The organism is Streptomyces sp. NBC_01451 (assembly GCF_036227485.1).
Taxonomy (GTDB): domain Bacteria; phylum Actinomycetota; class Actinomycetes; order Streptomycetales; family Streptomycetaceae; genus Streptomyces.
The window spans coordinates 5,947,296-5,971,684 of sequence record NZ_CP109479.1 but is presented as its reverse complement, the minus strand read 5'-3'; the positions used below and the strand labels follow the sequence as shown (position 1 = coordinate 5,971,684).

The following is a 24,389-nucleotide window of genomic DNA, read 5'->3' as shown; positions in this document are numbered from 1 at the left end:
GCTTACTTACCCGCCTTTCCGACCTTGCGGCGGATGACTTCGCCCTCGTACTTGACACCCTTGGCCTTGTACGGGTCGGGCTTGCGCAGCTTGCGGATGTTGGCCGCAACCTCGCCGACCTTCTGCTTGTCGATGCCCTCGACCGAGAACCGCGTGGGGTTCTCGACCTTGAAGCTGATGCCCTCGGGGGCGTCGACGGTGATCGGGTGGCTGTAGCCGAGCGCGAACTCGAGGCTCGTGCCCTTCGCCGCCACGCGGTAACCGACACCGCTGATCTCGAGCTTCTTCACGTAACCCGCGGTCACGCCGGTGATCATGTTCGCCACCAGCGTGCGGGACAGGCCGTGCAGGGCCTTGTTCTGACGCTCGTCGTTGGGGCGGGTGACGTTGAGAACGCCGTCCTCACCCTTGGCGATGTCGATCGGCGCAGCGACGGTGTGGGAGAGGGTGCCCTTGGGGCCCTTCACCTGGACCGTACGGCCGTCGATGGTGACGTCCACGCCGGCGGGAACCGTGATGGGGAGCTTGCCAATACGCGACATAGCTGTTTCCTCCGTTCCCTTCTACCAGACGTAGGCGAGGACTTCTCCGCCTACGCCCTTCTTGCCGGCCTGCTTGTCGGTGAGGAGACCGTGCGACGTGGAGATGATCGCCACGCCGAGGCCACCGAGCACCTTGGGCAGGGAGGTGGACTTCGCGTACACACGCAGACCCGGCTTCGAGATCCGCTTGATGCCCGCGATGGAGCGCTCACGGTTCGGGCCGAACTTCAGCTCGAGGACGAGCTTCTTGCCGACTTCGGCGTCCTCGACCTTCCAGCCGGTGATGAAGCCCTCCTGCTGGAGGATCTCCGCGATGTGCGACTTGATCTTGCTGTGCGGCATCGCGACATCGTCGTGGTACGCCGAGTTCGCGTTACGCAGACGAGTCAGCATGTCCGCGATCGGATCAGTCATGGTCATGAATTGGCCTTCGGCCTCTCTCGCCGGGGTTTCCTGGATGCGCCATCCCTCTCCCCACTCACTCAGTGGCGGGACGGGTGCGGTGCGGGGGACCTACGGCGTAGTAAGTCGTACGGGCGGCAATCAGGCGCCCAACCCTCCCAGCCTAAGCCATGGAGGGGTGGGCACCTGACCAACCCATTTGCTTACCGAGAGCTTCCGGAATCCCGAATTAGGGGATTACCAGGAGCTCTTGGTCACGCCCGGCAGCTCGCCACGGTGAGCCATCTCACGAAGGCACACGCGGCAGAGGCCGAACTTGCGGTACACGGAGTGCGGACGGCCGCAGCGCTGGCAGCGCGTGTAGCCACGTACACCGAACTTGGGCTTACGAGCAGCCTTGGCAATCAGAGCCTTCTTCGCCATCTCGCTTACGCCTCCTTGAAGGGGAAGCCGAGGTGACGGAGGAGCGCGCGGCCCTCAGCGTCGTTGGTCGCCGTGGTCACCACGGTGATGTCCATACCCCGGGTGCGGTCGATCTTGTCCTGGTCGATCTCGTGGAACATGACCTGCTCGGTGAGACCGAAGGTGTAGTTGCCACGGCCGTCGAACTGCTTGGGAGACAGACCACGGAAGTCGCGGATGCGCGGCAGCGCGAGCGACAGGGTGCGGTCCAGGAACTCCCACATGCGGTCGCCACGAAGCGTGACGTGGGCACCGATCGGCTGACCCTCACGCAGCTTGAACTGCGCGATGGACTTACGGGCCTTGGTGACGGCCGGCTTCTGACCGGTGATCGTGGTGAGGTCGCGGATGGCGCCCTCGATCAGCTTGGAGTCGCGGGCGGCGTCGCCCACACCCATGTTGACCACGATCTTGACGAGGCCGGGGATCTGCATGACGTTCTCGTAGGAGAACTCCTCACGCAGCTTGCCCGCGATGTCCTCGCGGTACTTCGTCTTGAGACGCGGAGTCGTGGTGGTAGTCATCAGATGTCCTCACCCGTCCGCTTGGCAACGCGGATCTTGTTGCCCTCGTCGTCGAAGCGGTAACCGACACGCGTGACAACCTTGTTGCCGTCCTTCTCAACGACCAGCTGGACGTTGGAGACGTGGACGGGCGCCTCGGTGGTGACGATGCCGCCGGCCTGCGAACCCTTTGCGGTCGGGCCGGCCTTGGTGTGCTTCTTGACCCGGTTGACACCCTCGACCAGGACGCGGTCCTCGCGGGGGAAGGCCGCGATGACCTTGCCCTGCTTGCCCTTGTCCTTACCGGTGATGACCTGAACCAGGTCGCCCTTCTTGATCTTCATGCTTACAGCACCTCCGGCGCGAGCGAGATGATCTTCATGAACTTCTTCTCGCGCAGCTCCCGGCCGACCGGGCCGAAGATACGGGTGCCACGAGGGTCGCCGTCGTTCTTCAGAACAACAGCGGCGTTCTCGTCGAAACGAATGTACGAGCCGTCCGGACGGCGGCGCTCCTTGACGGTGCGAACGATGACGGCCTTGATGACGTCACCCTTCTTCACGTTGCCACCGGGGATCGCGTCCTTGACGGTGGCGACGATGACGTCACCGATGCCCGCGTAGCGGCGACCGGAGCCACCGAGGACACGGATGCAAAGGATTTCCTTCGCACCAGTGTTGTCGGCGACACGCAGTCGCGACTCCTGCTGGATCACGTCTATCTCCTGATTGTCTGCCGGTTCCCGGTGAGCTCCGTGAGTGACTCACGGAGCTCACCGAGCCTGGCGGAACTGACCTGCGGGGCCCCTATTTTCGTAGGGCCGCAGGAGGACTTACTTGGCCTTCTCGAGGATCTCGACGATGCGCCAGCGCTTCGAGGCGGACAGCGGCCGGGTCTCCATGATGAGGACACGGTCGCCGACGCCGGCAGCGTTCTGCTCGTCGTGGGCCTTGAGCTTGTTGGTACGGCGGATGACCTTGCCGTACAGCGCGTGCTTCACGCGGTCCTCGACAGCGACGACGACGGTCTTGTCCATCTTGTCGCTGACGACGAGACCCTCACGGGTCTTGCGGAAGCCACGGGCTTCGGTGGTGCTCTGCTCAGTCACGTTGCTCTCGCTCATCAGGCGCTCTCCACCGTTTCGATGCCCAGCTCGCGCTCACGCATCAGGGTGTAGATCCGCGCGATGTCCTTGCGGACGGCCTTGAGCCGCCCGTGGTTCTCGAGCTGACCGGTCGCCGCCTGGAAGCGGAGGTTGAACAGCTCTTCCTTGGCTTCGCGGAGCTTGTTGAGAAGCTCCTCGTCACCCAGTTCGCGCAGCTCGGACGCCTTGGTACCGGCCGACATCACGCTTCACCTGCCTCGCGCTTGACGATCCGGCACTTCATCGGCAGCTTGTGGGCTGCGCGAGTGAGGGCCTCACGGGCGATCTTCTCGTTGGGGTAGGACAGTTCGAACATGACCCGACCCGGGTGCACGTTCGCGATCCACCACTCGGGGGAACCCTTACCGGAACCCATGCGGGTCTCGGCAGGCTTCTTGGTGAGCGGGCGGTCCGGATAGATGTTGATCCAGACCTTGCCGCCACGCTTGATGTGGCGGGTCATCGCGATACGGGCCGCCTCGATCTGGCGGTTGGTCACGTATGCCGGCGTGACGGCCTGAATGCCGTACTCGCCGAACGAGACCGCCGTACCGCCCTTGGCCATGCCACGGCGCTTCGGGTGGTGCTGCTTGCGGTGCTTGACCCTACGGGGGATCAGCATTTCGGTCAGGCCTCCGTTCCGGTGCTTTCAGCAGCCGGAGCGGCAGCCGCCGGAGCCTCGGCCTTGGGGGCCTCGGCAGCGGGAGCCTGCTGCGGCTTGCGGCCGCGGCCGCCACGCTCGCCACCACGGCCACCACCACGGGCCGGACGGTCGCTGCCGCCACCGGCACCGCCGCGGGCCGGGCGGTTACCCGCACGGGCAGCAGCGTTCTCGGCGCGGACCTCGGCGATGTTCTTGACGTCGCCCTTGTAGATCCAGACCTTCACACCGATACGGCCGAAGGTCGTCTTGGCCTCGAAGAAGCCGTAGTCGACGTTCGCGCGGAGCGTGTGCAGGGGCACACGGCCCTCGCGGTAGAACTCCGAGCGGGACATCTCGGCGCCGCCGAGACGGCCACCGCACTGGATCTTGATGCCCTTGGCGCCGGCCTTCATCGTCGACTGCATGCTCTTGCGCATGGCCCGACGGAAGGAGACGCGGGAGGACAGCTGCTCGGCGACTGCCTGAGCGACCAGCTGGGCGTCGAGCTCGGGGTTCTTGACCTCGAGGATGTTGAGCTGGACCTGCTTCTTGGTCAGCTTCTCCAGGTCGCCGCGGATACGGTCGGCCTCGGCGCCGCGGCGGCCGATGACGATGCCCGGACGCGCGGTGTGGATGTCGACGCGGACGCGGTCACGGGTGCGCTCGATCTCGACCTTCGAGATGCCGGCGCGCTCCATGCCGGACGTCATCATCCGACGGATGGCGACGTCTTCACCGACGTAGTCCTTGTACAGCTTGTCGGCGTACCAACGCGACTTGAAGTCGGTGGTGATGCCGAGTCGGAACCCGTGCGGGTTTACCTTCTGGCCCATTACCGGGAACCTTCCTTGCTGCTGACGACCACGGTGATGTGGCTGGTCCGCTTGCGGATCCGGTAGGCGCGGCCCTGGGCACGCGGACGGAACCGCTTCAGGGTCGGACCCTCGTCGACGTACGCCTCGGTGATGACGAGGCTGCCGGCGTCGGTGTGGTCGTAGTTGTGTGCGGCGTTGGCGATGGCGCTGTCAAGCACCTTGCCGACCGGCACGCTCGCGGCCTGCGGGGCGAAACGCAGGACCGCCTGAGCCTCCGTGGCATCCATGCCACGGATAAGGTCCACCACGCGGCGGGCCTTCATGGGCGTAACGCGGATGTACCGCGCCTGGGCCCTGGCTTCCATGGTTGTCCTTCCAGTGTCTGTCATGGTCGATTCCACCCCGCGTTAGCGGCGCTTCGACTTCCGGTCGTCCTTGACGTGACCCCGGAAGGTGCGCGTCGGCGAGAACTCGCCGAGCTTGTGGCCGACCATCGACTCGGTGACAAACACCGGAATGTGGGTCTTGCCGTTGTGCACCGCGATCGTGTGGCCGAGCATGGCCGGGATGATCATCGAGCGACGGGACCAGGTCTTGATGACGTTCTTGGTACCGGCTTCGTTCTGTACGTCCACCTTCTTTACGAGGTGTCCGTCGACGAAGGGTCCCTTCTTGAGACTGCGCGGCATCTAAACCCGCTCCTAGCGCTTCTTGTTCGTCTTGCGGCGGCGGACGATGTACTTGTTCGAAGCCTTCTTCGGCGAACGAGTACGACCCTCCTTCTGACCCCACGGCGAGACCGGGTGACGACCACCGGAGGTCTTGCCTTCACCACCACCGTGCGGGTGGTCAACCGGGTTCATCGCCACACCGCGGACGGTCGGGCGGACGCCCAGCCAGCGCTTGCGGCCGGCCTTGCCCCAGTTGATGTTGCTCTGCTCGGCGTTGCCGACCTCGCCGACCGTGGCGCGGCAGCGCTGGTCGACCAGGCGGATCTCACCGGAGGGCATACGAAGGTGGGCCATCGTGCCCTCCTTCGCCAGCAGCTGCACCGAGGCACCGGCGGAGCGGGCGAACTTGGCGCCGCCACCGGGACGGATCTCGATCGCGTGGATCGTGGTACCGACCGGGATGTTGCGGAGCGCCAGGTTGTTGCCCGGCTTGATGTCGGCCCCAGGACCGTTCTCGACGCGGTCGCCCTGCGACAGGTTGCGGGGGGCGAGGATGTAGCGCTTCTCGCCGTCCGCGTAGTGCAGCAGCGCGATGCGCGCGGTGCGGTTGGGGTCGTACTCGATGTGCGCGACCTTCGCCGGCACGCCGTCCTTGTCATGGCGACGGAAGTCGATGACGCGGTAGGCGCGCTTGTGTCCGCCACCCTGGTGGCGAACGGTCACACGACCGGAATTGTTACGGCCGCCCTTGCTGTGCAGGGGGCGAACCAGCGACTTCTCCGGCGTGGACCGCGTGACCTCGACGAAGTCGGCGACGCTGGAGCCACGGCGGCCCGGCGTAGTCGGCTTGTACTTGCGGATTCCCATTTCTCAGTCCTCGTCCGATATCGGACGATCCGACCCGCTTACGCGGCCGGACCGCCGAAGATGTCGATACGGTCGCCCTCGGCGAGGGTCACGATCGCGCGCTTGGTGTCAGCGCGCTTACCGAAACCGCTCTTGGTGCGCTTGCGCTTGCCGATGCGGTTGATCGTGTTGACCCCGGTGACCTTGACCGAGAAGACCGCCTGGACGGCCTGCTTGATCTGGGTCTTGTTGGTGCCGGGAGCGACGATGAACGTGTACTTGTTCTCGTCGATGAGCGCGTAGCTCTTCTCGGACACGACCGGCTTCAGCAGGACGTCACGGGGGTCCGTGTACGACTTGCTGACCGGCGTGACGACGGTGTTCTTGCCCTCGGCCTCGTGGCGCTTCGCCTTGGCGACGCGCGCGGCCTTGGCGGCCTTGGCCGCCTTGGAGGCAATGGCGGGGTGACGGATCGCCATCAGACCTCGCTCCCTTCGGTGTCAGTGGCCTTGGGGCCGGACACGAAGGACTCGAAAGCGGCCTGGGTGAAGACCACGTCGTCCGAGACGAGAACGTCGTACGTGTTCAGCTGGCCCGGGTCCAGGATGTGCACCTGGGGCAGGTTGCGGGCGGAAAGCAGCCCGGCCTCGTCGGAGCGCTCGATGACCAGGAGCACGTTCTTGCGCTCGCTGACCTTGCCGAGGAAGCTCTTCGCGGCCTTGGTGGAGGGGGTGTCGCCCTCGATGACGCTCGTGATCACGTGGATACGAGCGTTGCGGGCCCGGTCGGTGAGGGCGTGGCGCAGGGCCGCGGCCTTCATCTTCTTCGGGGTCCGCTGCGAGTAGTCACGCGGGGTGGGGCCGTGAACGACGCCACCGCCGGCGAACTGCGGCGCACGGGTCGAACCCTGACGGGCGCGGCCGGTGCCCTTCTGACGGTAGGGCTTCCTACCGCCACCACGGACCTCGGCGCGGGTCTTGGTCTTGTGCGTGCCCTGACGGGCAGCGGCCAGCTGTGCGACGACGACCTGGTGAAGCAGCGGGATGCTGATCTTCTCTACGTCGAAGATCTCCGCGGGGAGCTCGACGCTTCCGGCCTTGTCGCCAGCGGGCGAAAGGATGTCAACAGTGCTCATCGGTACCTCAGGCCCCCTTGGCCGCGGTGCGGACCAGGACGAGGCCGCCGTTCGGACCAGGAATCGCGCCCTTGATGAGCAGCAGACCCTTCTCCGCGTCAACGGCGTGGACGGTCAGGTTCTGGGTGGTGACCCGCTCGTTGCCCATGCGGCCCGCCATGCGGACGCCCTTGAACACACGGCCGGGGGTGGCACAGCCACCGATCGAGCCGGGAGAGCGGTGCTTGCGCTGGACACCGTGGCCGGCGCCGAGGCCCTTGAAGTTGTGACGCTTCATGACACCGGCGAAGCCCTTGCCCTTGCTGTTGCCGGTCACGTCCACCTTGACGCCGGCCTCGAAGGTCTCGGCGGTGATCTCCTGGCCGAGGGTGTACTCGCTGGCGTCAGCGGTACGGATCTCGACGAGGTGGCGGCGGGGGGTGACGTCAGCCTTGGCGAAGTGACCCTTGAGGGGCTTGTTCACCTTGCGAGGGTCGATCTCGCCGAAGGCGATCTGGACCGACTCGTAGCCGTCGGAGTCATTCGTACGGACCTGGGTCACGACGTTCGGACCGGCCTTGACGACGGTGACGGGAACAACACGGTTGTTCTCGTCCCACACCTGCGTCATGCCGAGCTTCTCGCCCAGGATGCCCTTGATCTGCTTAGCCATTCTCAGATCACCGTCCCCTAGAGCTTGATCTCGATGTCGACACCGGCCGGGAGGTCGAGTCGCATCAGAGAGTCAACGGTCTTGGGCGTCGGGTCGAGAATGTCGATCAGGCGCTTGTGGGTGCGCATCTCGAAGTGCTCGCGAGAGTCCTTGTACTTGTGCGGCGACTTGATGACGCAGTACACGTTCTTCTCAGTGGGCAGCGGCACCGGGCCCGCGACCGACGCACCAGTTCGCGTCACCGTCTCGACGATCTTCTTCGCCGAGGAATCGATGACCTCGTGGTCGTAGGCCTTGAGCCGGATGCGGATCTTCTGTCCCGCCATGGCTACTCAGTAGTCCTGTCTCTTCGTACGCTCTGGAACCCGGTGTTCCGTACTCACTTCATCGCCCTGCTTGTCCGACCCACGCGGTCGGGTGTGTCGCGCTCTCACCGACATGGATGTCCCATATGAGACGTCCCTGCACGGGAAGCACGGCCCTTCCGGAACCGCGGGCCGGGGGCGACTGCGTCGGATCTCTCCGACGCGAACCCACCGGGTGCCTGGCCGGTGCCGCACTGACGCTTCCCGAAAGATTCCCGTACGTCCGCTCCAGCGCTGCCTTACGACAGATAGGGCGACGAGTACTGTGGGACTCGCTTTCGGTCCTCCCGGCGGGAGGCGCGCAGCATCGACAACTCGACCGAGCAACTAGAGCAGTCTGCCATACGGGGCAGTGCCTCCGCCAATCGAGCCGGAGAGAATACCCCCAGGGTGACGAAGGTCAAACGCGGACGGCGCGTGTCCCCCGGTCGGCGGCATCGGCCATGATCCCGGTGTGACGCATGACATGGACCTGAACGAGGCGACGACCCGCCTGGAGTCGTACATACGGGGCTGGCGGGCGGAGGGCCTGGAAGTCTCGGACGTCCTGTGGTCACGGGATGCACGCGCCCTGGCCGTAACGATCCAGTCCCCGTCCTGGCAGGTCCGGCTCACCGTGGAACTTCACGGAGCCGGCCGGGCGCGAGTCTTCTTCCTCTCGGCGGCAGAGCCTGCCGGAGAACGTCATCGGGTCCCGTCCCTCGACGCGTGGAGCACCCTGCTGACGGAATCGGTGGCCCGCGCCTCCCGCGTACGCCTGTTGCGGGCCCGCCTGCTGACCCGTACCTGTACGACCGGCTGGCTGGACTGGATCCACGGCGAGCTGTGGCTGCTCCCCGAGGGCCTGCTGCGCATCCGCAGCGGCTTCATGACGACGGTGGCGAACTCCTACGGTTCCGGCTCCGGCCTGACGCCACGGGACCCGTACCGGCTCATCGCCCACGACCCGGCGAAGGTCCTGGCCGGCCACCCCACGAACAAGCTGATCCCGTTCGCGGAAATCGCCACGGCACGTCTGCACGGCGGGGTGACCACCTCCGGCCTGGAGGTGGTCATGACGGACGGCACCCGCCACAAGCTCCTTTGGGCATCCTGGGACCCGGCCCGGCGACTGTTGCGGGAGCGGTTGCTGCCACTGCTGGGGGCACGGCTCACGCACTGACCGGAGGGTTCCGAACGACCTGGAGACGTCGCACGACGATCAGCGCACGTCGATGTAGTCCTGGCCGCTGGTCGCGGTGCCGGTGGTCGTGTTGCCGTAGTACACCCACCGGAAGAACCCGTCGGTGGAGGCAGTGACCGTGGTCCGGAGGGCACCCGCGCTGTTGGTGGTGACCTTCTTCAGCGTCTTGAAGGTGGTCGCACCCTTGGCCCGGAACTGGAGACTCACGCTGCTGCCGGCGTAGGGGCCGTTCTTCTTGGTGGTCCAGTTCGCCCGGGTCAGCCTGCTCGTGAGGGTGATCTTCTTGCCCTTGGCGACCGGCTCCGGGGTGGCGTCGGCGACAGTGAGTTTCGCGGCACGCCGGAGGGAGACGGTTCCGGATCTTGACTCATTCTCCTCCGCCTGGAGGTTGCCATTGGCCTTGAACAGCATGAGGTGCAAGCCGATCTTCCACTTGGTGGCGTCGCTGTTGGAGTCGACGTCGTAGCCCATCGGATCGGGATCGATACGGAGGTAGCCCTCGCAACGGGCCCTCTGGGAGCTGAGCTCATAGCAGGTGAGACTGCTCAGCCCCACGTAGTTGTGCCCAAAGTTGGCCAGGCTTCCCCGGTAGAGGAAGGGGGACACGTCCCAGCGGGACGGATTGGCCGTGCTGTACCCGGGAGGCAGGGTCAGGTAGAGGCTGACGGGCGGTTCCACCACCCTCGACGTGCCGACAACGATCGGCTTGTAGTCGTTGATGACGAGGTCCGTCACGACGATGCCCGTGTCCTTCGCCTGCGCGGCCGGGGCGTTGAGCACCGAGAGCGCGAGGGCTCCGGCGGTCGCGATCACGGCGGCGGTACGTCTTCGGCCCCGTACACCTGCGTTCATGCACACCTTCTTCTGGCAGTTACTCGATCAACTGCCGGAAGCGTACGAGATGAACTCGACCTGCGGATCCGCCTGTTGAACGCGCAGGTCACACCGGAACCCGGGAACGTGCGTCCCGGTGGCGTGTGCGCAGGCGGGCCCGGCGCTCTTTTCAAAGAAACACGGGAGACAAAGAAGGAACCCACCAAACCTCACCCTCCCTCCCGTTCGCCGGAAAGGGAGCGGCCAAGGCCGCTTCTGCGTGAACTCACTCCCCCGAGTGAACATCAGCAACTTCGCTGGATTTGTGCCCGGTTGCCTGCCTTACGCTCAGCCCAGCGCAGCACCACCAGAGACTTCCCAGACAACTCCAGACATGCGACGGCCCTCGCCGGGACTGCAATCCCAATGCGAGGGCCTGACCACCGAGGAAGTAAGGCTTCCCGATGGATACGCAGAACCCTAGTGCGCCCCCGTGCGCCCAGTCCCGCCCGGCGGGCAAAAATCACCCTCACCGGCGCCCCAAATCCGGCGTCTCCGGCGTCTCCGGAGTGATCCACGACAACACTCGCCACACCACCCGCTTCACGGTGATCGGCAACCACCTCGCCCAGCACCCCGAGCTGTCACTGCTCGCGATCGGCCTGAGCACCCACATCCAGTCGCTGCCCCCGGGCTCCCCAGTCGACATCAGGAGTCTCGCGAAGCGGTTTCCCGAGGGCCCCGACCGCATCGCCGCCGCCCTGCGCGAGCTGGAAACCCACGGCTACCTGAGCCGAACCCGCGAGCGCACGCCCACCGGCAACATCGTCACCCGCACGGTCTCCCGCAACCAGCCCGGACGTCACGCCGAGAGCCACGCTGATCACCGCGCCAGGCCGAAGCCGCAGTCGGCGTCGCAGGCCGAGCCGGGGTCGCATCAGGGGCCTGTTGCCCATCACGCGCCCGCCCCCGAGCAAAGAGCCCCCGAGCCCATCTGGCCCGCGCACCCCACCACCCCCGGCCCGGCCAAGAAGCGCACCCCGCGCAAGCCCCTCCCCGCCGTACCGCAGCCCGCGTACAAGGGACCAGGTCTCCTCCAGGCAGCCACCGACCTCCTCGCCGGCCTCCGCCGCCACGACCCCGACCTGCTCCTGTCCGCCTGCGACACCGCCCACCTCGCACCCGGCGTCGCCGCCTGGCTGGAACGCGACACCAGCCCCACCGCCGTACGACACGCCCTGACCAGCGACCTCCCACCAGAAGGCATGCGCCGCCCGGCCGCCTTCCTCGCCCACCGCCTCACCGCGAAGCTGCCACCCCCGGCGCCGTACCGAGCGCCAGCCGAGTCATCACCCGTCCGGCACCCACTCCAGAACTGCGACGGCTGCGAGCGCGCATTCCGGGGTCCGGAACCCGGCAGGTGCGGCGAATGCCGTCGACTCCACAGCGGATCAGCTCTCGGAGTCCTTCACCCCCCGGGGTGAACATCACCAACTCGACTGCTGCCGGGCCGTGTTGAACTCCTACGATCACAGCGAGATTCGCCCTGACACATGCCAAAGGCAATTTCTTTCCGCACGACTCGTACCAGCTCACAAGCTCGAACTCCAGGACCCCTATGGTCAGCGCGCCCCACGAAGCGATGCACCGCATCTTCCAGCACGACCCACGCCTCTTCAGCCGCCTCTCCGACGTGCTCGGCTTCGCCCTCCCCACCCCGGTGGAGGTCACCGTCATGCCCACCGACCTCACCGAGACCGAGCCCGTCGAACGCCGCGTGGACACCCTCCTACGGCTGCGGAGCGCCGAGCACGGCTCCTACCTCCTAGCCATCGAGTCCCAGCGGACGAAGAACGCGGCCAAGCCCGCGAGCTGGGCGTACTACACGTCGTACTTGTGGACCACGTACAAGCTGCCCACCGCGCTCATGGTCGTGTGCCAGGACCGCGCCGTAGCCAGATGGGCCCAGCAACCGGTGAGCAGCGGCCCGCCCGGACTGCCCACGCTCACCCTCACGCCCCTCGTGGTGGGACCGCACAACACCCCGGTCATCACCGACCCGGCCGAGGCCCGCGCTGACCTGGCACTGGCCACCCTGTCCGCCATCACGCACGCGACCGATCCGGACATCTTTGGCATACTGAAAGCCCTGTCCACCGCCCTGCAGGGTGAGCCCGAGGACATCGCCGACCCGATCATCGAATTCACCGCACAAGGCCTGGGCGACCGCCCGGCCAGGCAGTACTGGAGGAAACTGGTGGCCGTGGACCTCTCCTTCTACAAGTCCTACATCGCGGAAGAGATCCGCGACGAAGGCCGAGCACAAGGCATCGCCCAAGGCCAGGCCGCCGCCATACTGCTCGTCCTGGAGCAGCGCGGCCTCGACGTGACCGACGAGATCCGGGACCGGATCACCGGCTGCGACGACACCGAGACCCTGCGCACCTGGCTCACCCGCGCCCTCACCGCCACCTCCGCTGCGGAGATCTTCGCGGACCGGTGACCGAAGTCCGGCCGACCCCAGCGCGCCGTCTGCAGGAGCCGCACACACATGGCGCGGTTTCGGCAGACGGTTCGCTCCGGCAGGCGGGCTGTCAGGTCAGCGCACGTCGATGTAGTCCTGGCCGCTGGTCGCGGTGCCGGTGGTCGTGTTGCCGTAGTACACCCACCGGAAGAACCCGTCGGTGGAGGCAGTGACCGTGGTCCGGAGGGCACCCGCGCTGTTGGTGGTGACCTTCTTCAGCGTCTTGAAGGTGGTCGCACCCTTGGCCCGGAACTGGAGACTCACCGTGCTGCCGGCGTAGGGGCCGTTCCTGTGGGTGGTCCAGTTCGCCCGGGTCAGCCTGCTCGTGAGGGCGATCTTCTTGCCCTTGGCGACCGGCTCCGGGGTGGCGTCGGCGACAGTGAGCCTCGCGGCACGCCGGAGGGAGACACCTCCGGGCCTTGTCTCGAACTCCTGGACCACTTCGCCGTTGGCCTTGAACAGCGCGAGGGCCACGCCGATCTTCCACTTGGTGGCATCACGGTTGGAGACGATCTGCCCCTGCGACGGATCGGGGTCGACGGAGAGCGTGCCCTCGCAATGGGCCTTCTTGAGGCTGACCTCGTAGCAGGTCCTGAGGCTCAGCTGTATCTCGGGATACATAACGCTTCGCTGGTACAGGAAGGGTTGCGCGTCATAGCGGAGCGGGTGGTTCGTGTCGTACCCCGGAGGCAGGGTCATATCGAAGGTGAAGGACGGTTCCACCACCCGCGACGTGCCGACCACCACCGGCTTGCCCTTGTTGATGACAAGGTCCGTCACGACGATGCCCGTGTCCTGCGCTTGCGCGGCCGGCGCGTTGAGCACCGAGAGCGCGAGGGCTCCTGCTGTCGCGATCACAGCGGCGGTACGTCTTCGGCCCCGTATACCTGCGTTCATTCACACCTTCTTCTGGCAGTTACTCGATCAACTGCCGGAAGCGTACGAGATGAACTCGGCCCAGGTGGTGGGGGCGAGGGTGAGACGTGGGCCCTGGGCGGCTTTGGAGTCGCGGACGTGGATGCCATCGGGGGCGGTGGCTATCTCGACGCAGTCGCCGGACTCACCGCTGCTGCTGTAGCTGCTCTTGAACCAGTGGAGTTCCGTGGCGCTCATAGTGCTCCCAGCGCTTGCTCGATGAAGGCCAGCGACTCTCTCGGCGGGAGAGCCTGTGCCCGGATCATCCCATAGCGCAGTTCGAGGATTCCAAGATCCCGGAGGTTCGAGACCGGGCGGCCGTTGAACGCGCCTTCGGAACGCCCAACAGCCGTGCCGTCAGCGAACTTCAGCACTTCGATCAGCCCCTGCGTCCCAGCGTGCTCCTCGCGATCAGTCGGCATGACCTGAAGCGTGACGTTCCTCAACTGCGCCACCTCCAGGAGGTGTTCGAGTTGTCGGCGCAACACCATTTTCCCACCGTAGGGGCGTTCCAGCGTCACCTGTTCCTGGACGAAACTGAGCGTCGGGGCGGGCTCCCGCTCGAAGATCGACTTGCGGGCCATCCGCGCGGCGGTGTCCCGCTCGACCACTGCCGACGTATATGCGGGCTGCGTCATCTCGAACAGCACTTTCGCGTACTCCGGCGTCTGCAACAGACCGTGGATGTTGTGGTTGCTGTACAGCAGCACCTCTACGGCCCGATCCTCCAGCTTCTTCAGCTCGCGCACCTTCTTCGGATACTGAGCCTTCTCCACGTCCTCCATGAACGCCCTCAGATGCCCACCCGCGTTCAGGACGTCATCGGCCCGATCCAGGAACTCCACCCTCGGGATCCGCGCCCCGCGCTCGATCTTGCGGATCATGTCCTCGCCGTACCCCATGACTTGGGCGAAGTCGGCGACCCTCATCCCGGCCTGCTCGCGGCAGAACCTGACGAGTCGCCCGACCGCCTCGATCAACGGCGCACTCTCGTCGCCGGGTTCGAGGTCCCAGCCGGACTCGTCCACACCTTCGTTACCTTCGTTTTCGTTGCTCATGCCCACCCACCTCCAACGCGCACCCGTACCCGTACGTCATCCGAGACAGCCGAGACAGAGCGAGACAAGAACGGGACAGCGCGGATACGCACCGGCGTCACCGCACGTCAAGGCAAGCATGTTCAGCCACGCTGAGTGACATGAATCAGGAAACCGCCGATCACCGGACCCAACACACGGGCCACATCCGCAACTTCAGCGTCCTGCTGCCGCCCACGCCCCGGGGAGCCCGGCAGGCCCGTCAGCTCGCGGTACGGCAACTACGCGACTGGGGGCTCCCGTTGGACCCCGCGGAGCATCTCGTCGCGGAACTCGCGGCGAACGTGGTGACGCACGGCCGCGTACCGGGGCGCGATTTCCGGCTCATGCTGTACGTCATCGGCGCCACCCTCCGCATCGAGGTGACGGACACCCGGGACGACCTGCTCCCTGGGGTGCGGGAGGCGGCGCCGGACAGCGAGTCGGGGCGGGGGCTGGTGATCGTCGAGGCGTTGGCGGACCGGTGGGGGGTGGGGCTGGGGCCGCGTCCTCGGAAGACGGTCTGGGCGGAGTGCGGGGTGGGGTGAGGTCACCCCTCTACCAGGTCCTCCGTCGATTCCTCGACCGGGTCGACGAACGAGAGGGTCTGAAGGATGGCCGTCATCAGGCCGTAGATCTGGGCCCAGTGGTCCATCGAGGCCGTATAGAGGGTGAAGATCGCGGTGAACGGGCCCGTGGGGAAGGGGACATGGACCTGTATCTGCCCGGTGAGGAGCTTGGCCTCCTCAGCGTCGGCCGTCATCTCGGGGTTGAGGTCGTACTCGCGCACCGTGATGCAGGAGACCGCCGGCCCACAGGGCAGGTCGAGCCAGATGGCGTCGTTGTACGGGTCGCCGGAGAGCGTCGCGAGGATGCCCTGGGCGACGACGTCGGTGTCGCCGGGTTTCTGGTCTGTGGGGGCGATGGCCACGGTGAGAGCGCATTGGGCGATGCCGTCGGAGGGTTCGTACCTGGTTGGCTCCTCGGCGGCGGAGTCGTCGTCCTCCTCCACCGTGGAGAACAGGCCCATCGCGGCGTACGAGACTCCGGTGTTCCCCATCATCTCGGCTATCGCCTCGTAGTACGGGGCTGCGGGCTCCCAGATGTTCTCGTCACCCCGGGAGTACAGCTCTCGTACGAAGGAGTGGGCTCGGGCGGCCCGTTCCTCGGGGGTCGCGGCGACCGGCAGGGCGAAGAAGCCCTCCGGGGCCAGGAACCAGAGGGGCGGGAGGTCGCCGGTGGCTGCACTGACGTGCTGGGCGTTTGCGGAGTCGGCGGCGGGGAGCATCGGGTGGTGTGAGCCGTTCTGATGGAGTGCGGCGGGGTGTCAGGTCAGTACGTCTTCTTTGTGGAGTTCCATGGGTTTGACCTCGGTGCCGCTCTCATCCATGACGGTATCGATACCGGAGTGGCCAAAGAACGCATGAACCGTGCTCAGTGCCACCACCTCGATCCGGAAACAGCCGCATGGATTCCGCTTCACCAGCGGCAGTTCGGCATCCGGTGCTTGGGCCGCCGCGAAGGCTTCGGCCGTGTGCCGCTGTGCCGGTGTGAGGGAGTCCAGGGGAATGAAGTCGAGAGGCTCGATCAGATACCGAGTGAGCCGTTCTCGTTTGATGCTTTTCAGCCTGCACCATGAGCCGTCCACGAAGAAAATCTTCGTATCACGCCCATGCTTGAAATCTCGCAGCTCAACTCTCTCGATGCTCGACCGAGGCGTGTCCCAGAGCAGTTCGTCGTCAATGAGGCTGTCGTTGCCCTTGACGTAAGGGAAACCGACGATCGCGAGTCGACGGTCGGTGATGACCGCGTGTGTCCGGTAGCGCTTCTCGGAGGAGCGGGCGGGGTCCAACTGCCAGGGCAGGGTGCGGGCGATCGTGCCTGGCGCAGCCCACATGACGGGGAAGTCGTTGATTTCATCCGCGTGGTCGTGCGAGATGTTCGTACCGTTGCCCTCAAGGCCGGGGGTGCCGCCGATACCGCCTCCGTGGGAAGAGAGAAAGCCCCTGATGGCGATGCCTGCGACTGCCAGGACACCCTTGGCGGTGTTCCGGGCAGCTGTGTCACCTGCCGAACGAGCCGTGTACGTAGGTCCCGTGGGCCAGCCCACGAGTTCATTCTGAATGTCATTGCGGTGGGTGTCGCGAAACCAGCGCATACCGCTGACAGGCGTGGCCTCGCCGGTGGCGAAGGCGACCGGCGCGCGAGCGATCAGCGTCTCGTCCGCCTCTGGTTGCCAGATGCTCATATCCGTACGAGTCCTCCCTCGGTGGGACCACGGGGACAGCGCTTCCGCACATCACCCTGCCACACGGCGTCCAACGAACTAATCACCGGTCACGTGCGCGTAGATCTTGGGCGCGATCTTGAGACCCGCGTCCAGGGCAATGCCTCCGGCTCCGAACGGATTGATGTTCGCGCCGAGAATTCCGGCCCCCTTCGTACCGATCAACTGGCCTTGGTGATAGCCGGCGACAGCTACGCCTCCCATACGGGACATCAAACCGCTGCCTGCGTGCGCGACCTCGTAGGCCTCGTCGGAGAAACCCCCGATCCTCACCAGGCTGCCCAACCCGCGCCCTCCAGTGAGCCCTTCGGTGGCTCCGCTTCCGAAAGCCATCAGGACCCGCGAGTTACCGGCGATCTTGGTGTACTCAAAGCCCTTTCCGAGCTTGGCCGCGGTGGCAATGGCCTTGGCCTTGCCGACCACCTTGACCCCCTTCCCGAACATCCCGATCCCCGGCAGCAACCCCACCGCGTCGAGCCCCATCTGCATCCAGCTCACATCCGCGCCGGCCGCCTTGGCGATGCCGTGAGCCGCCAGGGTGAGTCCCGCGCCGATGAGCGCCGCCGTGCCGAAGATGGCCGCGAGGGGTGGGAAGGGAAGCGTGACGATGGCCAGCATGCCCAGGACCGCGGTGATGTCGCTCAGCACGTCACCGATCGCCTTGATCAAGTCGGCGTGGTCCTTGAGCCAGTCGCCCGTGGCGCCCCAAGCGTCAGCGATCCCCGTGCCGAGCTTGTCCCAGAAGCCGGGCTCGTCGGGGGCGATGTCGGCGGCCTTGTCCAGCTCTCTGCTGATGTGACCGGCGGCCCGCCGGTAGCGTTCTTCGAGTTGGTGGACCTGCTGGATGACCCCGTTCACGTCACCGGAGGCCTTGCCGTACTCGTCAGTGCCTTCCTTGGCCTGCGTCTGGGCGTCCAGCTTCTCCTTGGCCGACTTGTCCAGCCGGTCGGCCTCGTCCTGGAAGTCCTGGAGTTCGCCCGCCCATTTGTGCAGCGCACGCGACGCCTTGTCGAAGGACTCGTGGCTCTTGCGGATGAGCGGGGTGACGTCCTCGCCTATGTACTCCGTGAACGCGATCGCGGTCTTGCCCTTCCAGGCGCCGCACTCGATCCGCTCCAACTCCCCCAGCGCCGTGCCCAGTTCGCTCGCCAGCTTGCCGAGCCGTCTGGCGAGTTCCCGGGTGTCCTCGACATCCCCCGGGGTGGGATCCCAACCTATGCTCGGCGGGACGATCCGCTGGCCGGCCACGTCACTTGCCCTTCTTCGAGGCCTTGGCGGCCTTGAGGGACTCGGCCAGTTCCAGGTCGAGTCCGTCGAAGGTCTCGGCGATCTTGTTGATCATCTTCACGGCACCCTGGGTGTGCTTGCCGAGCTGTTTGATGCCGTAGCCCCAGTCGTCGGCGAAGTCCTGTACGTCCTCGATCAGCCCGCTCTCCCCGACGCACGAGGCGTCCGCGCTGCGCAGACTGCGCCGGGTCGTCTCCATTCGGTCGCTTATGGACGAAAAGGTCTTCTTCAGGTCCGCGAATATCGTGTCGTCGAGGCGCAGGTCACTCATGGTGGATCCCCCGTGAAACAACAGTGCGATCAAAGAACCGAATTTATCGGGGAGATCGACGCCTTCGCCACACAGAACCGGGTCCGCAGGGAGGGGGATTGTGAATCATTGCCGTGAGTTTGGTGACACGTCGCATCCCGATCATGCCGGCCGATCGTCACCGCGAACCGTCAGGACCCCTGCCTCAGCCCCTCACTCAACCCCTCACTCAGCCCTTCACCCAGCCCCGCCCTCAGCCCTTCCCCCACCGCCGCGAACGCCGGCTTGCGCCCGTACTCCTCGTCCATCAGCGTCGCCGCCCCCTGCCCGCCGAAGACCCCGGGGACCCACGAGTACTTGTCGCTGAAGCCCCACACCGTGAACGAGGTGCAGCGACGCGCCTGGACGCAGGCGTCCAGCAGACCCCGGAAGTACGTCGCCTGCGTCGCCAGCTTCCCTTCGTCCACCGGCAGGATCATGCGTACGTCGACCTCGGTGAACGCCGTCTGCATGCCCAGCTCCTCGAAGCGGGCGAGGTTCTCGGCGACCTGGCCCGGGAAGCCGTACTGGATGGCCAGGTGCCCCTGGATGCCGAAGCCCTGGACCGGGACCTTTTGCGCGCGCAGCCGTTTCGCCAGGTCGTAGTAGGCCGTCGACTTGGCGTTGATCCCCTCGACGTTGTAGTCGTTCAGGAACAGCTTGGCCTTCGGGTCGGCCGCGTGGGCCCAGCGGAAGGCGTCCTCGATGTACGAGGGCCCCAGCTGCTGCAACCAGATCGAGTTCCGCAGCGAGCCGTCCTCCTCGAAGACCTCGTTCACCACGTCCCACTGGTAGATCCGGCCCTTGTACCGCTTCACCTCGGCGGTGATGTGGTCCCGGAGTACGGCCCGCAGCTCGGTCGCCCCGATCGAGCCGTCCGCCACCCCCGCCGTCAGCCATCCCGGCAGCTGGTTGTGCCACACCAGCGTGTGTCCCCGTACCGCCTGCCCGTGGGCCCGCGCGAAGCGGACCAGGTCGTCCGCCGGCCCCCAGTCGTACGTCCCCCGGCTCGGCTCCACGGACTCCCACTTCATGACGTTCTCGGCGGTCACCGAGTTGAACTCCCGTGCCGTGGTTCCGCGGTACGTCGTGTCGTCGGCCAGCGCCGCCATGTCCACGGCGGTGCCGACGCGGACGCCGGTACCGGCCGCCAGCGCCCGCAGCGGGACGGGCCCGGGCTCCGGGTGCGCCGACGCCGGCCGGGCAGCCGCCCCGGTGATCAGGAGCGCCACCCCTGCCAGCGCAACGGCGGAAACGGGCATGCGGAAGACGTTCATGTACGGTCCCCTCACTCGGTGTATCGCTTGTCTGCTCGTGCTCAGCGGATGCGACGGCTCTCCAGCGGCCCCAGATACGTCGGTGTCAGCCCGCCCGTGTCGATCACCAGCCGCTGCACCACCACCGTCGGGTCGACCACCCAGAACTTCAGCCGGTGGACGCCTGCCGCGGTCACCGTGTGCCTGGTCGCCGTCGCGTTCACGTTGTCGGACGTGTGGCGGGCCCACTGCTTGTTCATGAGGCCGTCGTCCGCGCCCGTGACCGCGTGGATGTCGACCTGCTGCGGTTCGGCCTCGTCGAACGAGACCGCGTAGCGCAGCCCGCCCGTCGGGAGCGTCGGGTTGCGTGGCGACAGATACGCCCACACCGTCACCTCACCCGCCGACAGCAGGCTGACCTCGTATTCCAGGCGTGCGGACGAAGCCCCGCCCGGAGTCCGGCGCGGAGCCGTCACCGGCCACGGCGTCAGCCCCGCACCCGTACGGCCGATGCGCTCCAGCCGCCGCCAACTGCCCACTCTTGTCGTGTAGTTGGCGGCGTCGATCGCCACGTATCCCCCCGCCTCCACGAACCCCCGCAGCCCTCGCCGCTCCCTCCGCGACGGCTTCCGCGCGACACACGCCACGGTCACCGACGCCCCCGCTCCGGACACCGTCAACGAGGCTTCCGTACGGCCGCCGTCCGGCACCCGGGCCCAGTCCACCGAAACCGCCAAGCGCACCTGCTGCTCGACCCGCCCCCTCGGCCGGTCCACCACCAGCCACGGCACCGACGACTCCACCCGGTACTCGAACGGCGTACGCCCCCGGTTGAACACCTCGACGTACTGGCCGGGCCGCGTCTGGTAGGGGCTGAACGCCGGCAGTGCGGCCGAACCGGAGGATCCCCCCGGCCACCACTCCCCCGAGTCCTCGGCCCCGTCGACCGACACCCCCAACTCCCCGTCCACAGGCAGCTCCACGCGCCGCACCGCCGGGAACAGCACATCCGGCAACGCCACGTTGTTCCTCTCGGGCTGCTGCCAGGGCGCGTTGGGCCCGTACCGTGCCACGTCCCCGTAGTCGATGTGCGGCTGGGTCTGGAAGCCCTCCCACTTGCCGCCCGCCACCTGGTGGTTGAAGCGGTCGGCCAGCGCGAAGTCCCGTTCCAGGCCGGCTTCCGCCTCCGCCGCTCGGTCGTCGGTCGCCGCGCGCCCCTGGGCCGCGTACAGGAGGTTCTTGAACTCGGCCTCGCGCAGGGCGTACAGGTTGGCGGTCGCCTCCACCGCGTAGCCGACGAGCTCGTACCACGCGTCCTGCGACCGGGCCGGCAGGCGTCTGCCCACCCGCTCCGCCTCCCGTCCCAGCTTGCGCCAGTCCTCCGTCACCCGCTCCAACTCCCGGTGGCCGAAGGAGAATGGCGTCTCCTGGTCGTCGTACACGACCGCCGACTCGTCCTTCGTCGGGTCCTTCGCGGGGTTGAGCGTGATGCGGCGGTTGAGCAACTCGGGCTTACGGCGGGCCTGCAACTGCCCGTACTCGGCGAGCACCGACGCGATGGCCGTCGCGTGCTCGGCGCCGAAGTTCTGGCGGGCGTACCGGCGTTCCCACTCCTCCAGGTTTTCCGCATCCCAACGGGCCGGATTCCAGGCATAGTTCAGGAAGAACTCCGTCGGGAGCTCGTTTCCCTTCAGGTCCCCGACGTTCGCCACCCACAGGCCGTGGTTGCCGTACGCGTGCGCCTGGTGGAGCTGGTCCCAGAGGTTGGGCAGCGAAGTCGTGTCCACCCACTTGTAGTTGCGGCCGACGCCGACGTAGTCGAAGTGGTAGTACAGGCCGTATCCGCCGCTCCTCGCCGGCTCCGCCGGGTCCGGGTGCTTGCGGATGTTGCCCCAGTTGTCGTCGGTCAGGACGACGGTGACGTCGCCGGGGACCCGTAGACCCCGGTCCCAGTAGCGCTGGACCTCCTTGTACAGGGTCCACACCTGCGGGGTTTCCTGCACCGGCCTGCCGGTCACCTCCGCGATGATCCCGCGCTGCGTCTCGATGATCTCCCGCATCAGCTCGATGCCGTCGCCGTCCGGGAGGCTCGTGTCGCCGTTGCCGCGCATGCCGAGGGTGACGACGCCCTCGAAGTCCTCGTCGACCATCCGCCGGATGCCGTCCCGCCAGTAGGCCCGGACGGCCGCCGCGTTCCGACGGTACGACCACTCGCCCGTGCCCCCGTAGGGGTCGCGGCCCGGCGTCACGATGTTCCCCGCGCTGTCGCGTACGGCAGGTACCGCGTGCCGGTTCCACTCCTCGATGCCCCGCATCATCGGCGCCTCGTGGGACGTGCCCATGACGATGCCGTACGCCTTCGCCCTCGCGTGGTTCTCCGGGTCGTCCTCGGCGAACGCCCTGCCCCACACGGCCGGCCAGAGATAGTTCGCCTTCAGGCGCAGCAGCACCTCGAAGACCCGCTCGAAGAAGGCGGCGTTGAAGCCTCCGGGGTGGCCCGGCGCCTTTCCGGGGCCGAAGAAACGAGGGGCCCAGGTGCCGAGTGCCGGGTTCTCGTCGTTGATGAAGACGCCCCGGTACTTCACGGCCGGGGTGCCCTGTGTGTGCCTCCCCGGCAGCACGTACACCGCGTCCCGGTGGACCGGCGGCACGTCGTCCCACCAGTACCAGGGTGAGACGCCGATGCCGTACGAGACGTCGTACGCCCCGAAGATCGTGCCGCGCGGGTCGCTGCCCGCGATGACGAACGCCCGGTCGACGCCCGGCATCGGACGCTCCACGACCGTCTGGAGCGAGGTCTCCCAGCGGCCGGCGACGCCCGTGACGTCCAGCCTGCCGGCGCGGACCAGACCGTCGATCAGCGGACTGCGGCCGATCGTGCCGACGAGGATCACCTCGCGGGCGACGGTGGCGGCCGGACGTACGCCCGTGACGCGTTCGATGTCGTCGCGCAGGTCACCGGCGACCCGTACGACTCCGGGGTGATCCTCGGCGCTGACGACGACCGGCGCCCCGACCACCGCGAACGCGCCGCCGGTGAACGAGATGTACGCCCCGGGGTCCGTGCGGCGCACCGCGCCCTCTCCCGCCCACGCGACCCCCGACAGCACCGGCACCGCGGAAAGACCGGCCCCAAGGACAGCCCTACGGCTGACGGACCCAGACATGACGACCCACCCCTCCACCCGAATTTGGTCAGTGGCATGACAAATGGTGGGGTGAGTGCACGGAGTGAACAACGGGTCGTACGCGCCGAATAGTTTCGTAACAGCAACCAGGCAAACCCGGGCACAGCGAAGAGGCCCGTACGACCGAAGTCGTACGGGCCTCCTCAGGAAGCTCGTGAGAGCTACCGGGTCAGGCTGTCAAGCCAACAAGAACTACTTGTTGATCTTGATGACCTGGCCGGCGCCCACGGTCCGGCCACCCTCACGGATGGCGAACTTCAGGCCCTCTTCCATGGCGATGGGCTGGATGAGCTCGACGCTCATCTCGGTGTTGTCGCCCGGCATGACCATCTCGGTGCCCTCGGGGAGGGTCACGACGCCGGTCACGTCCGTGGTGCGGAAGTAGAACTGGGGGCGGTAGTTGTTGAAGAACGGCGTGTGACGGCCGCCCTCGTCCTTGGACAGGATGTAGGCCTGCGCCTCGAACGAGGTGTGCGGGGTGACCGAGCCCGGCTTGATGATGACCTGGCCGCGCTCGACATCCTCGCGCTTGATGCCACGGAGGAGCAGACCGACGTTCTCGCCCGCCTGGCCCTCGTCGAGCAGCTTGCGGAACATCTCGATGCCGGTGACCGTGGTGGTGGTCTTCTCCTGCTTGATGCCGATGATGTCAACGGTCTCGTTGACCTTCAGGACACCACGCTCGATACGGCCGGTGACGACCGTACCGCGACCGGTGATCGTGAAGACGTCCTCGACGGGCATGAGGAACGGCTTGTCGACGTCACGCTCGGGGGTCGGGATCGCCTCGTCGACGGCGGCCATGAGGTCGAGAACCGACTGACCCCACTCGGCGTCGCCCTCAAGCGCCTTGAGCGCCGAGACCTTGACGACCGGCAGGTCGTCGCCCGGGAACTCGTACTCGGAGAGGAGCTCACGAACCTCGAGCTCGACGAGCTCCAGGATCTCCTCGTCGTCCACCATGTCGGCCTTGTTCAGGGCGACGACGATGTACGGCACGCCGACCTGGCGGGCCAGGAGCACGTGCTCCTTGGTCTGCGGCATCGGGCCGTCGGTGGCGGCCACGACCAGGATCGCGCCGTCCATCTGCGCGGCACCGGTGATCATGTTCTTGATGTAGTCCGCGTGACCCGGGCAGTCGACGTGGGCGTAGTGACGACCCTCCGTCTGGTACTCGACGTGCGCGATCGAGATCGTGATACCGCGCTGACGCTCCTCGGGAGCCTTGTCGATCTGGTCGAAGGCCGAGGCCTCGTTCAGCGTGGGGTACTTGTCGTGCAGCACCTTGGTAATGGCGGCCGTGAGGGTCGTCTTACCGTGGTCGATGTGACCGATGGTGCCGATGTTGACGTGCGGCTTAGTCCGCTCGAACTTTGCCTTCGCCACTGGGG

At 66.7% G+C, this 24,389-nt stretch carries 32 protein-coding genes; 4 read left to right on the top strand and 28 right to left on the bottom strand.

All coding sequences use genetic code 11. From position 1 onward, the window contains the following. Positions 1-2 precede the first annotated feature (2 nt). The 17 genes from rplF to rpsJ all read right to left on the bottom strand — a co-directional run bounded on the left by rplF (position 3) and on the right by rpsJ (position 8,141). Entirely contained in the window at positions 3-542 is a 540-nt protein-coding gene (rplF, locus tag OG595_RS26225; protein ID WP_055524708.1) for a 50S ribosomal protein L6, read from the bottom strand. A gap of 21 nt (positions 543-563) precedes the next feature. Beyond that, positions 564-962, bottom strand: a complete 399-nt coding sequence (rpsH, locus tag OG595_RS26220) for a 30S ribosomal protein S8 (protein ID WP_055614920.1) — start codon at positions 960-962, stop codon at positions 564-566. 219 nt (positions 963-1,181) lie between these two features. After that, positions 1,182-1,367 (bottom strand): type Z 30S ribosomal protein S14, encoded by a 186-nt coding sequence (locus tag OG595_RS26215; protein WP_003948630.1) that lies wholly within the window; start codon positions 1,365-1,367, stop codon positions 1,182-1,184. Positions 1,368-1,372: 5 nt separating this feature from the next. Continuing rightward, positions 1,373-1,930 (bottom strand): 50S ribosomal protein L5, encoded by a 558-nt coding sequence (gene rplE, locus OG595_RS26210; RefSeq protein ID WP_006376054.1) that lies wholly within the window; start codon positions 1,928-1,930, stop codon positions 1,373-1,375. Then, complete coding sequence (gene rplX, locus OG595_RS26205; RefSeq protein WP_006376030.1) at positions 1,930-2,253, bottom strand: 50S ribosomal protein L24; 324 nt, start codon at positions 2,251-2,253, stop codon at positions 1,930-1,932. Before rplX ends, rplE begins: the two co-directional genes overlap by 1 nt. Positions 2,254-2,255: 2 nt before the next feature. Next, the gene (gene rplN, locus OG595_RS26200) at positions 2,256-2,624 is read right to left on the bottom strand and encodes a 50S ribosomal protein L14 (protein ID WP_006376015.1); all 369 of its coding nucleotides are present in this window, start codon (positions 2,622-2,624) and stop codon (positions 2,256-2,258) included. 117 nt (positions 2,625-2,741) lie between these two features. Next, the gene (gene rpsQ / locus OG595_RS26195; protein WP_327695273.1) at positions 2,742-3,032 is read right to left on the bottom strand and encodes a 30S ribosomal protein S17; all 291 of its coding nucleotides are present in this window, start codon (positions 3,030-3,032) and stop codon (positions 2,742-2,744) included. Then, positions 3,032-3,256, bottom strand: coding sequence for a 50S ribosomal protein L29 (gene rpmC / locus OG595_RS26190; protein ID WP_005481220.1), 225 nt, complete (start codon positions 3,254-3,256; stop codon positions 3,032-3,034). Before rpmC ends, rpsQ begins: the two co-directional genes overlap by 1 nt. Then, a complete protein-coding gene (rplP, locus tag OG595_RS26185) occupies positions 3,256-3,675 on the bottom strand; it encodes a 50S ribosomal protein L16 (RefSeq protein WP_164318975.1) in 420 nt (139 codons plus the stop codon). The genes rpmC and rplP overlap by 1 nt, the downstream gene beginning before the upstream one ends. A gap of 5 nt (positions 3,676-3,680) precedes the next feature. After that, positions 3,681-4,529 carry a 30S ribosomal protein S3 gene (gene rpsC, locus OG595_RS26180; RefSeq protein ID WP_053746346.1) on the bottom strand — a complete coding sequence of 283 codons (849 nt, stop codon included), beginning with the start codon at positions 4,527-4,529 and terminating at the stop codon, positions 3,681-3,683. Continuing rightward, entirely contained in the window at positions 4,529-4,876 is a 348-nt protein-coding gene (gene rplV, locus OG595_RS26175; protein WP_235475507.1) for a 50S ribosomal protein L22, read from the bottom strand. Before rplV ends, rpsC begins: the two co-directional genes overlap by 1 nt. A gap of 42 nt (positions 4,877-4,918) precedes the next feature. Further along, the gene (gene rpsS, locus OG595_RS26170; protein ID WP_024755409.1) at positions 4,919-5,200 is read right to left on the bottom strand and encodes a 30S ribosomal protein S19; all 282 of its coding nucleotides are present in this window, start codon (positions 5,198-5,200) and stop codon (positions 4,919-4,921) included. A 12-nt stretch (positions 5,201-5,212) separates the two neighbouring features. Continuing rightward, positions 5,213-6,049, bottom strand: a complete 837-nt coding sequence (gene rplB, locus OG595_RS26165) for a 50S ribosomal protein L2 (protein WP_006376052.1) — start codon at positions 6,047-6,049, stop codon at positions 5,213-5,215. Positions 6,050-6,087: 38 nt separating this feature from the next. Beyond that, positions 6,088-6,507, bottom strand: a complete 420-nt coding sequence (rplW, locus tag OG595_RS26160; RefSeq protein WP_164318987.1) for a 50S ribosomal protein L23 — start codon at positions 6,505-6,507, stop codon at positions 6,088-6,090. Further along, complete coding sequence (rplD, locus tag OG595_RS26155) at positions 6,507-7,163, bottom strand: 50S ribosomal protein L4 (protein WP_329276116.1); 657 nt, start codon at positions 7,161-7,163, stop codon at positions 6,507-6,509. The genes rplW and rplD overlap by 1 nt, the downstream gene beginning before the upstream one ends. Positions 7,164-7,170: 7 nt before the next feature. After that, entirely contained in the window at positions 7,171-7,815 is a 645-nt protein-coding gene (rplC, locus tag OG595_RS26150) for a 50S ribosomal protein L3 (protein ID WP_053746348.1), read from the bottom strand. A gap of 17 nt (positions 7,816-7,832) precedes the next feature. Beyond that, a complete protein-coding gene (gene rpsJ / locus OG595_RS26145) occupies positions 7,833-8,141 on the bottom strand; it encodes a 30S ribosomal protein S10 (protein WP_003948644.1) in 309 nt (102 codons plus the stop codon). A 493-nt stretch (positions 8,142-8,634) separates the two neighbouring features. Here rpsJ and OG595_RS26140 point away from each other — a divergent pair, with 493 nt between their 5' ends. Next, positions 8,635-9,342: a hypothetical protein gene (locus OG595_RS26140; RefSeq protein WP_329276113.1), complete on the top strand. Its 708-nt coding sequence runs from the start codon at positions 8,635-8,637 to the stop codon at positions 9,340-9,342. Between the two features lie 39 nt (positions 9,343-9,381). Here OG595_RS26140 and OG595_RS26135 read toward each other — a convergent pair whose 3' ends face one another. Next, positions 9,382-10,215: a hypothetical protein gene (locus OG595_RS26135; RefSeq protein WP_329276111.1), complete on the bottom strand. Its 834-nt coding sequence runs from the start codon at positions 10,213-10,215 to the stop codon at positions 9,382-9,384. A gap of 425 nt (positions 10,216-10,640) precedes the next feature. Here OG595_RS26135 and OG595_RS26130 point away from each other — a divergent pair, with 425 nt between their 5' ends. Together OG595_RS26130 and OG595_RS26125 are read left to right on the top strand one after the other, a co-directional pair. Next, positions 10,641-11,660 (top strand): helix-turn-helix domain-containing protein, encoded by a 1,020-nt coding sequence (locus OG595_RS26130; RefSeq protein ID WP_329276109.1) that lies wholly within the window; start codon positions 10,641-10,643, stop codon positions 11,658-11,660. Between the two features lie 134 nt (positions 11,661-11,794). Continuing rightward, positions 11,795-12,679, top strand: a complete 885-nt coding sequence (locus tag OG595_RS26125) for a hypothetical protein (RefSeq protein WP_329276107.1) — start codon at positions 11,795-11,797, stop codon at positions 12,677-12,679. Between the two features lie 96 nt (positions 12,680-12,775). On the opposite strand, the gene OG595_RS26120 is transcribed toward OG595_RS26125, so the two are convergent. The 3 genes from OG595_RS26120 to OG595_RS26110 are packed head-to-tail and all read right to left on the bottom strand — an operon-like array spanning position 12,776 to position 14,673. Then, entirely contained in the window at positions 12,776-13,597 is an 822-nt protein-coding gene (locus OG595_RS26120) for a hypothetical protein (RefSeq protein ID WP_329276104.1), read from the bottom strand. A gap of 27 nt (positions 13,598-13,624) precedes the next feature. Further along, positions 13,625-13,813: a DUF397 domain-containing protein gene (locus OG595_RS26115; RefSeq protein WP_329276102.1), complete on the bottom strand. Its 189-nt coding sequence runs from the start codon at positions 13,811-13,813 to the stop codon at positions 13,625-13,627. Continuing rightward, on the bottom strand, positions 13,810-14,673 hold the full coding sequence (locus OG595_RS26110; protein WP_329276099.1) for a helix-turn-helix domain-containing protein: 864 nt from the start codon (positions 14,671-14,673) through the stop codon (positions 13,810-13,812). Before OG595_RS26110 ends, OG595_RS26115 begins: the two co-directional genes overlap by 4 nt. A gap of 140 nt (positions 14,674-14,813) precedes the next feature. On the opposite strand from OG595_RS26110, the gene OG595_RS26105 reads away from it, so the two are divergent. Continuing rightward, the gene (locus OG595_RS26105; protein WP_329276097.1) at positions 14,814-15,239 is read left to right on the top strand and encodes an ATP-binding protein; all 426 of its coding nucleotides are present in this window, start codon (positions 14,814-14,816) and stop codon (positions 15,237-15,239) included. A gap of 2 nt (positions 15,240-15,241) precedes the next feature. On the opposite strand, the gene OG595_RS26100 is transcribed toward OG595_RS26105, so the two are convergent. The 7 genes from OG595_RS26100 to tuf all read right to left on the bottom strand — a co-directional run bounded on the left by OG595_RS26100 (position 15,242) and on the right by tuf (position 24,384). Next, on the bottom strand, positions 15,242-15,979 hold the full coding sequence (locus OG595_RS26100) for a hypothetical protein (protein WP_329276095.1): 738 nt from the start codon (positions 15,977-15,979) through the stop codon (positions 15,242-15,244). 39 nt (positions 15,980-16,018) lie between these two features. Beyond that, positions 16,019-16,939: a hypothetical protein gene (locus OG595_RS26095; RefSeq protein ID WP_329276093.1), complete on the bottom strand. Its 921-nt coding sequence runs from the start codon at positions 16,937-16,939 to the stop codon at positions 16,019-16,021. A 78-nt stretch (positions 16,940-17,017) separates the two neighbouring features. Next, entirely contained in the window at positions 17,018-18,226 is a 1,209-nt protein-coding gene (locus tag OG595_RS26090) for an enoyl-CoA hydratase/isomerase family protein (protein ID WP_329276091.1), read from the bottom strand. Between the two features lies 1 nt (position 18,227). Then, positions 18,228-18,536 (bottom strand): hypothetical protein, encoded by a 309-nt coding sequence (locus tag OG595_RS26085; RefSeq protein WP_329276089.1) that lies wholly within the window; start codon positions 18,534-18,536, stop codon positions 18,228-18,230. A gap of 170 nt (positions 18,537-18,706) precedes the next feature. Continuing rightward, on the bottom strand, positions 18,707-19,831 hold the full coding sequence (locus OG595_RS26080; RefSeq protein ID WP_329276087.1) for an endo-1,4-beta-xylanase: 1,125 nt from the start codon (positions 19,829-19,831) through the stop codon (positions 18,707-18,709). Positions 19,832-19,872: 41 nt separating this feature from the next. After that, a complete protein-coding gene (locus tag OG595_RS26075; RefSeq protein ID WP_329276085.1) occupies positions 19,873-22,977 on the bottom strand; it encodes a glycosyl hydrolase 115 family protein in 3,105 nt (1,034 codons plus the stop codon). Positions 22,978-23,190: 213 nt separating this feature from the next. Beyond that, positions 23,191-24,384, bottom strand: coding sequence for an elongation factor Tu (gene tuf / locus OG595_RS26070; RefSeq protein ID WP_329276083.1), 1,194 nt, complete (start codon positions 24,382-24,384; stop codon positions 23,191-23,193). Positions 24,385-24,389 lie beyond the last annotated feature (5 nt).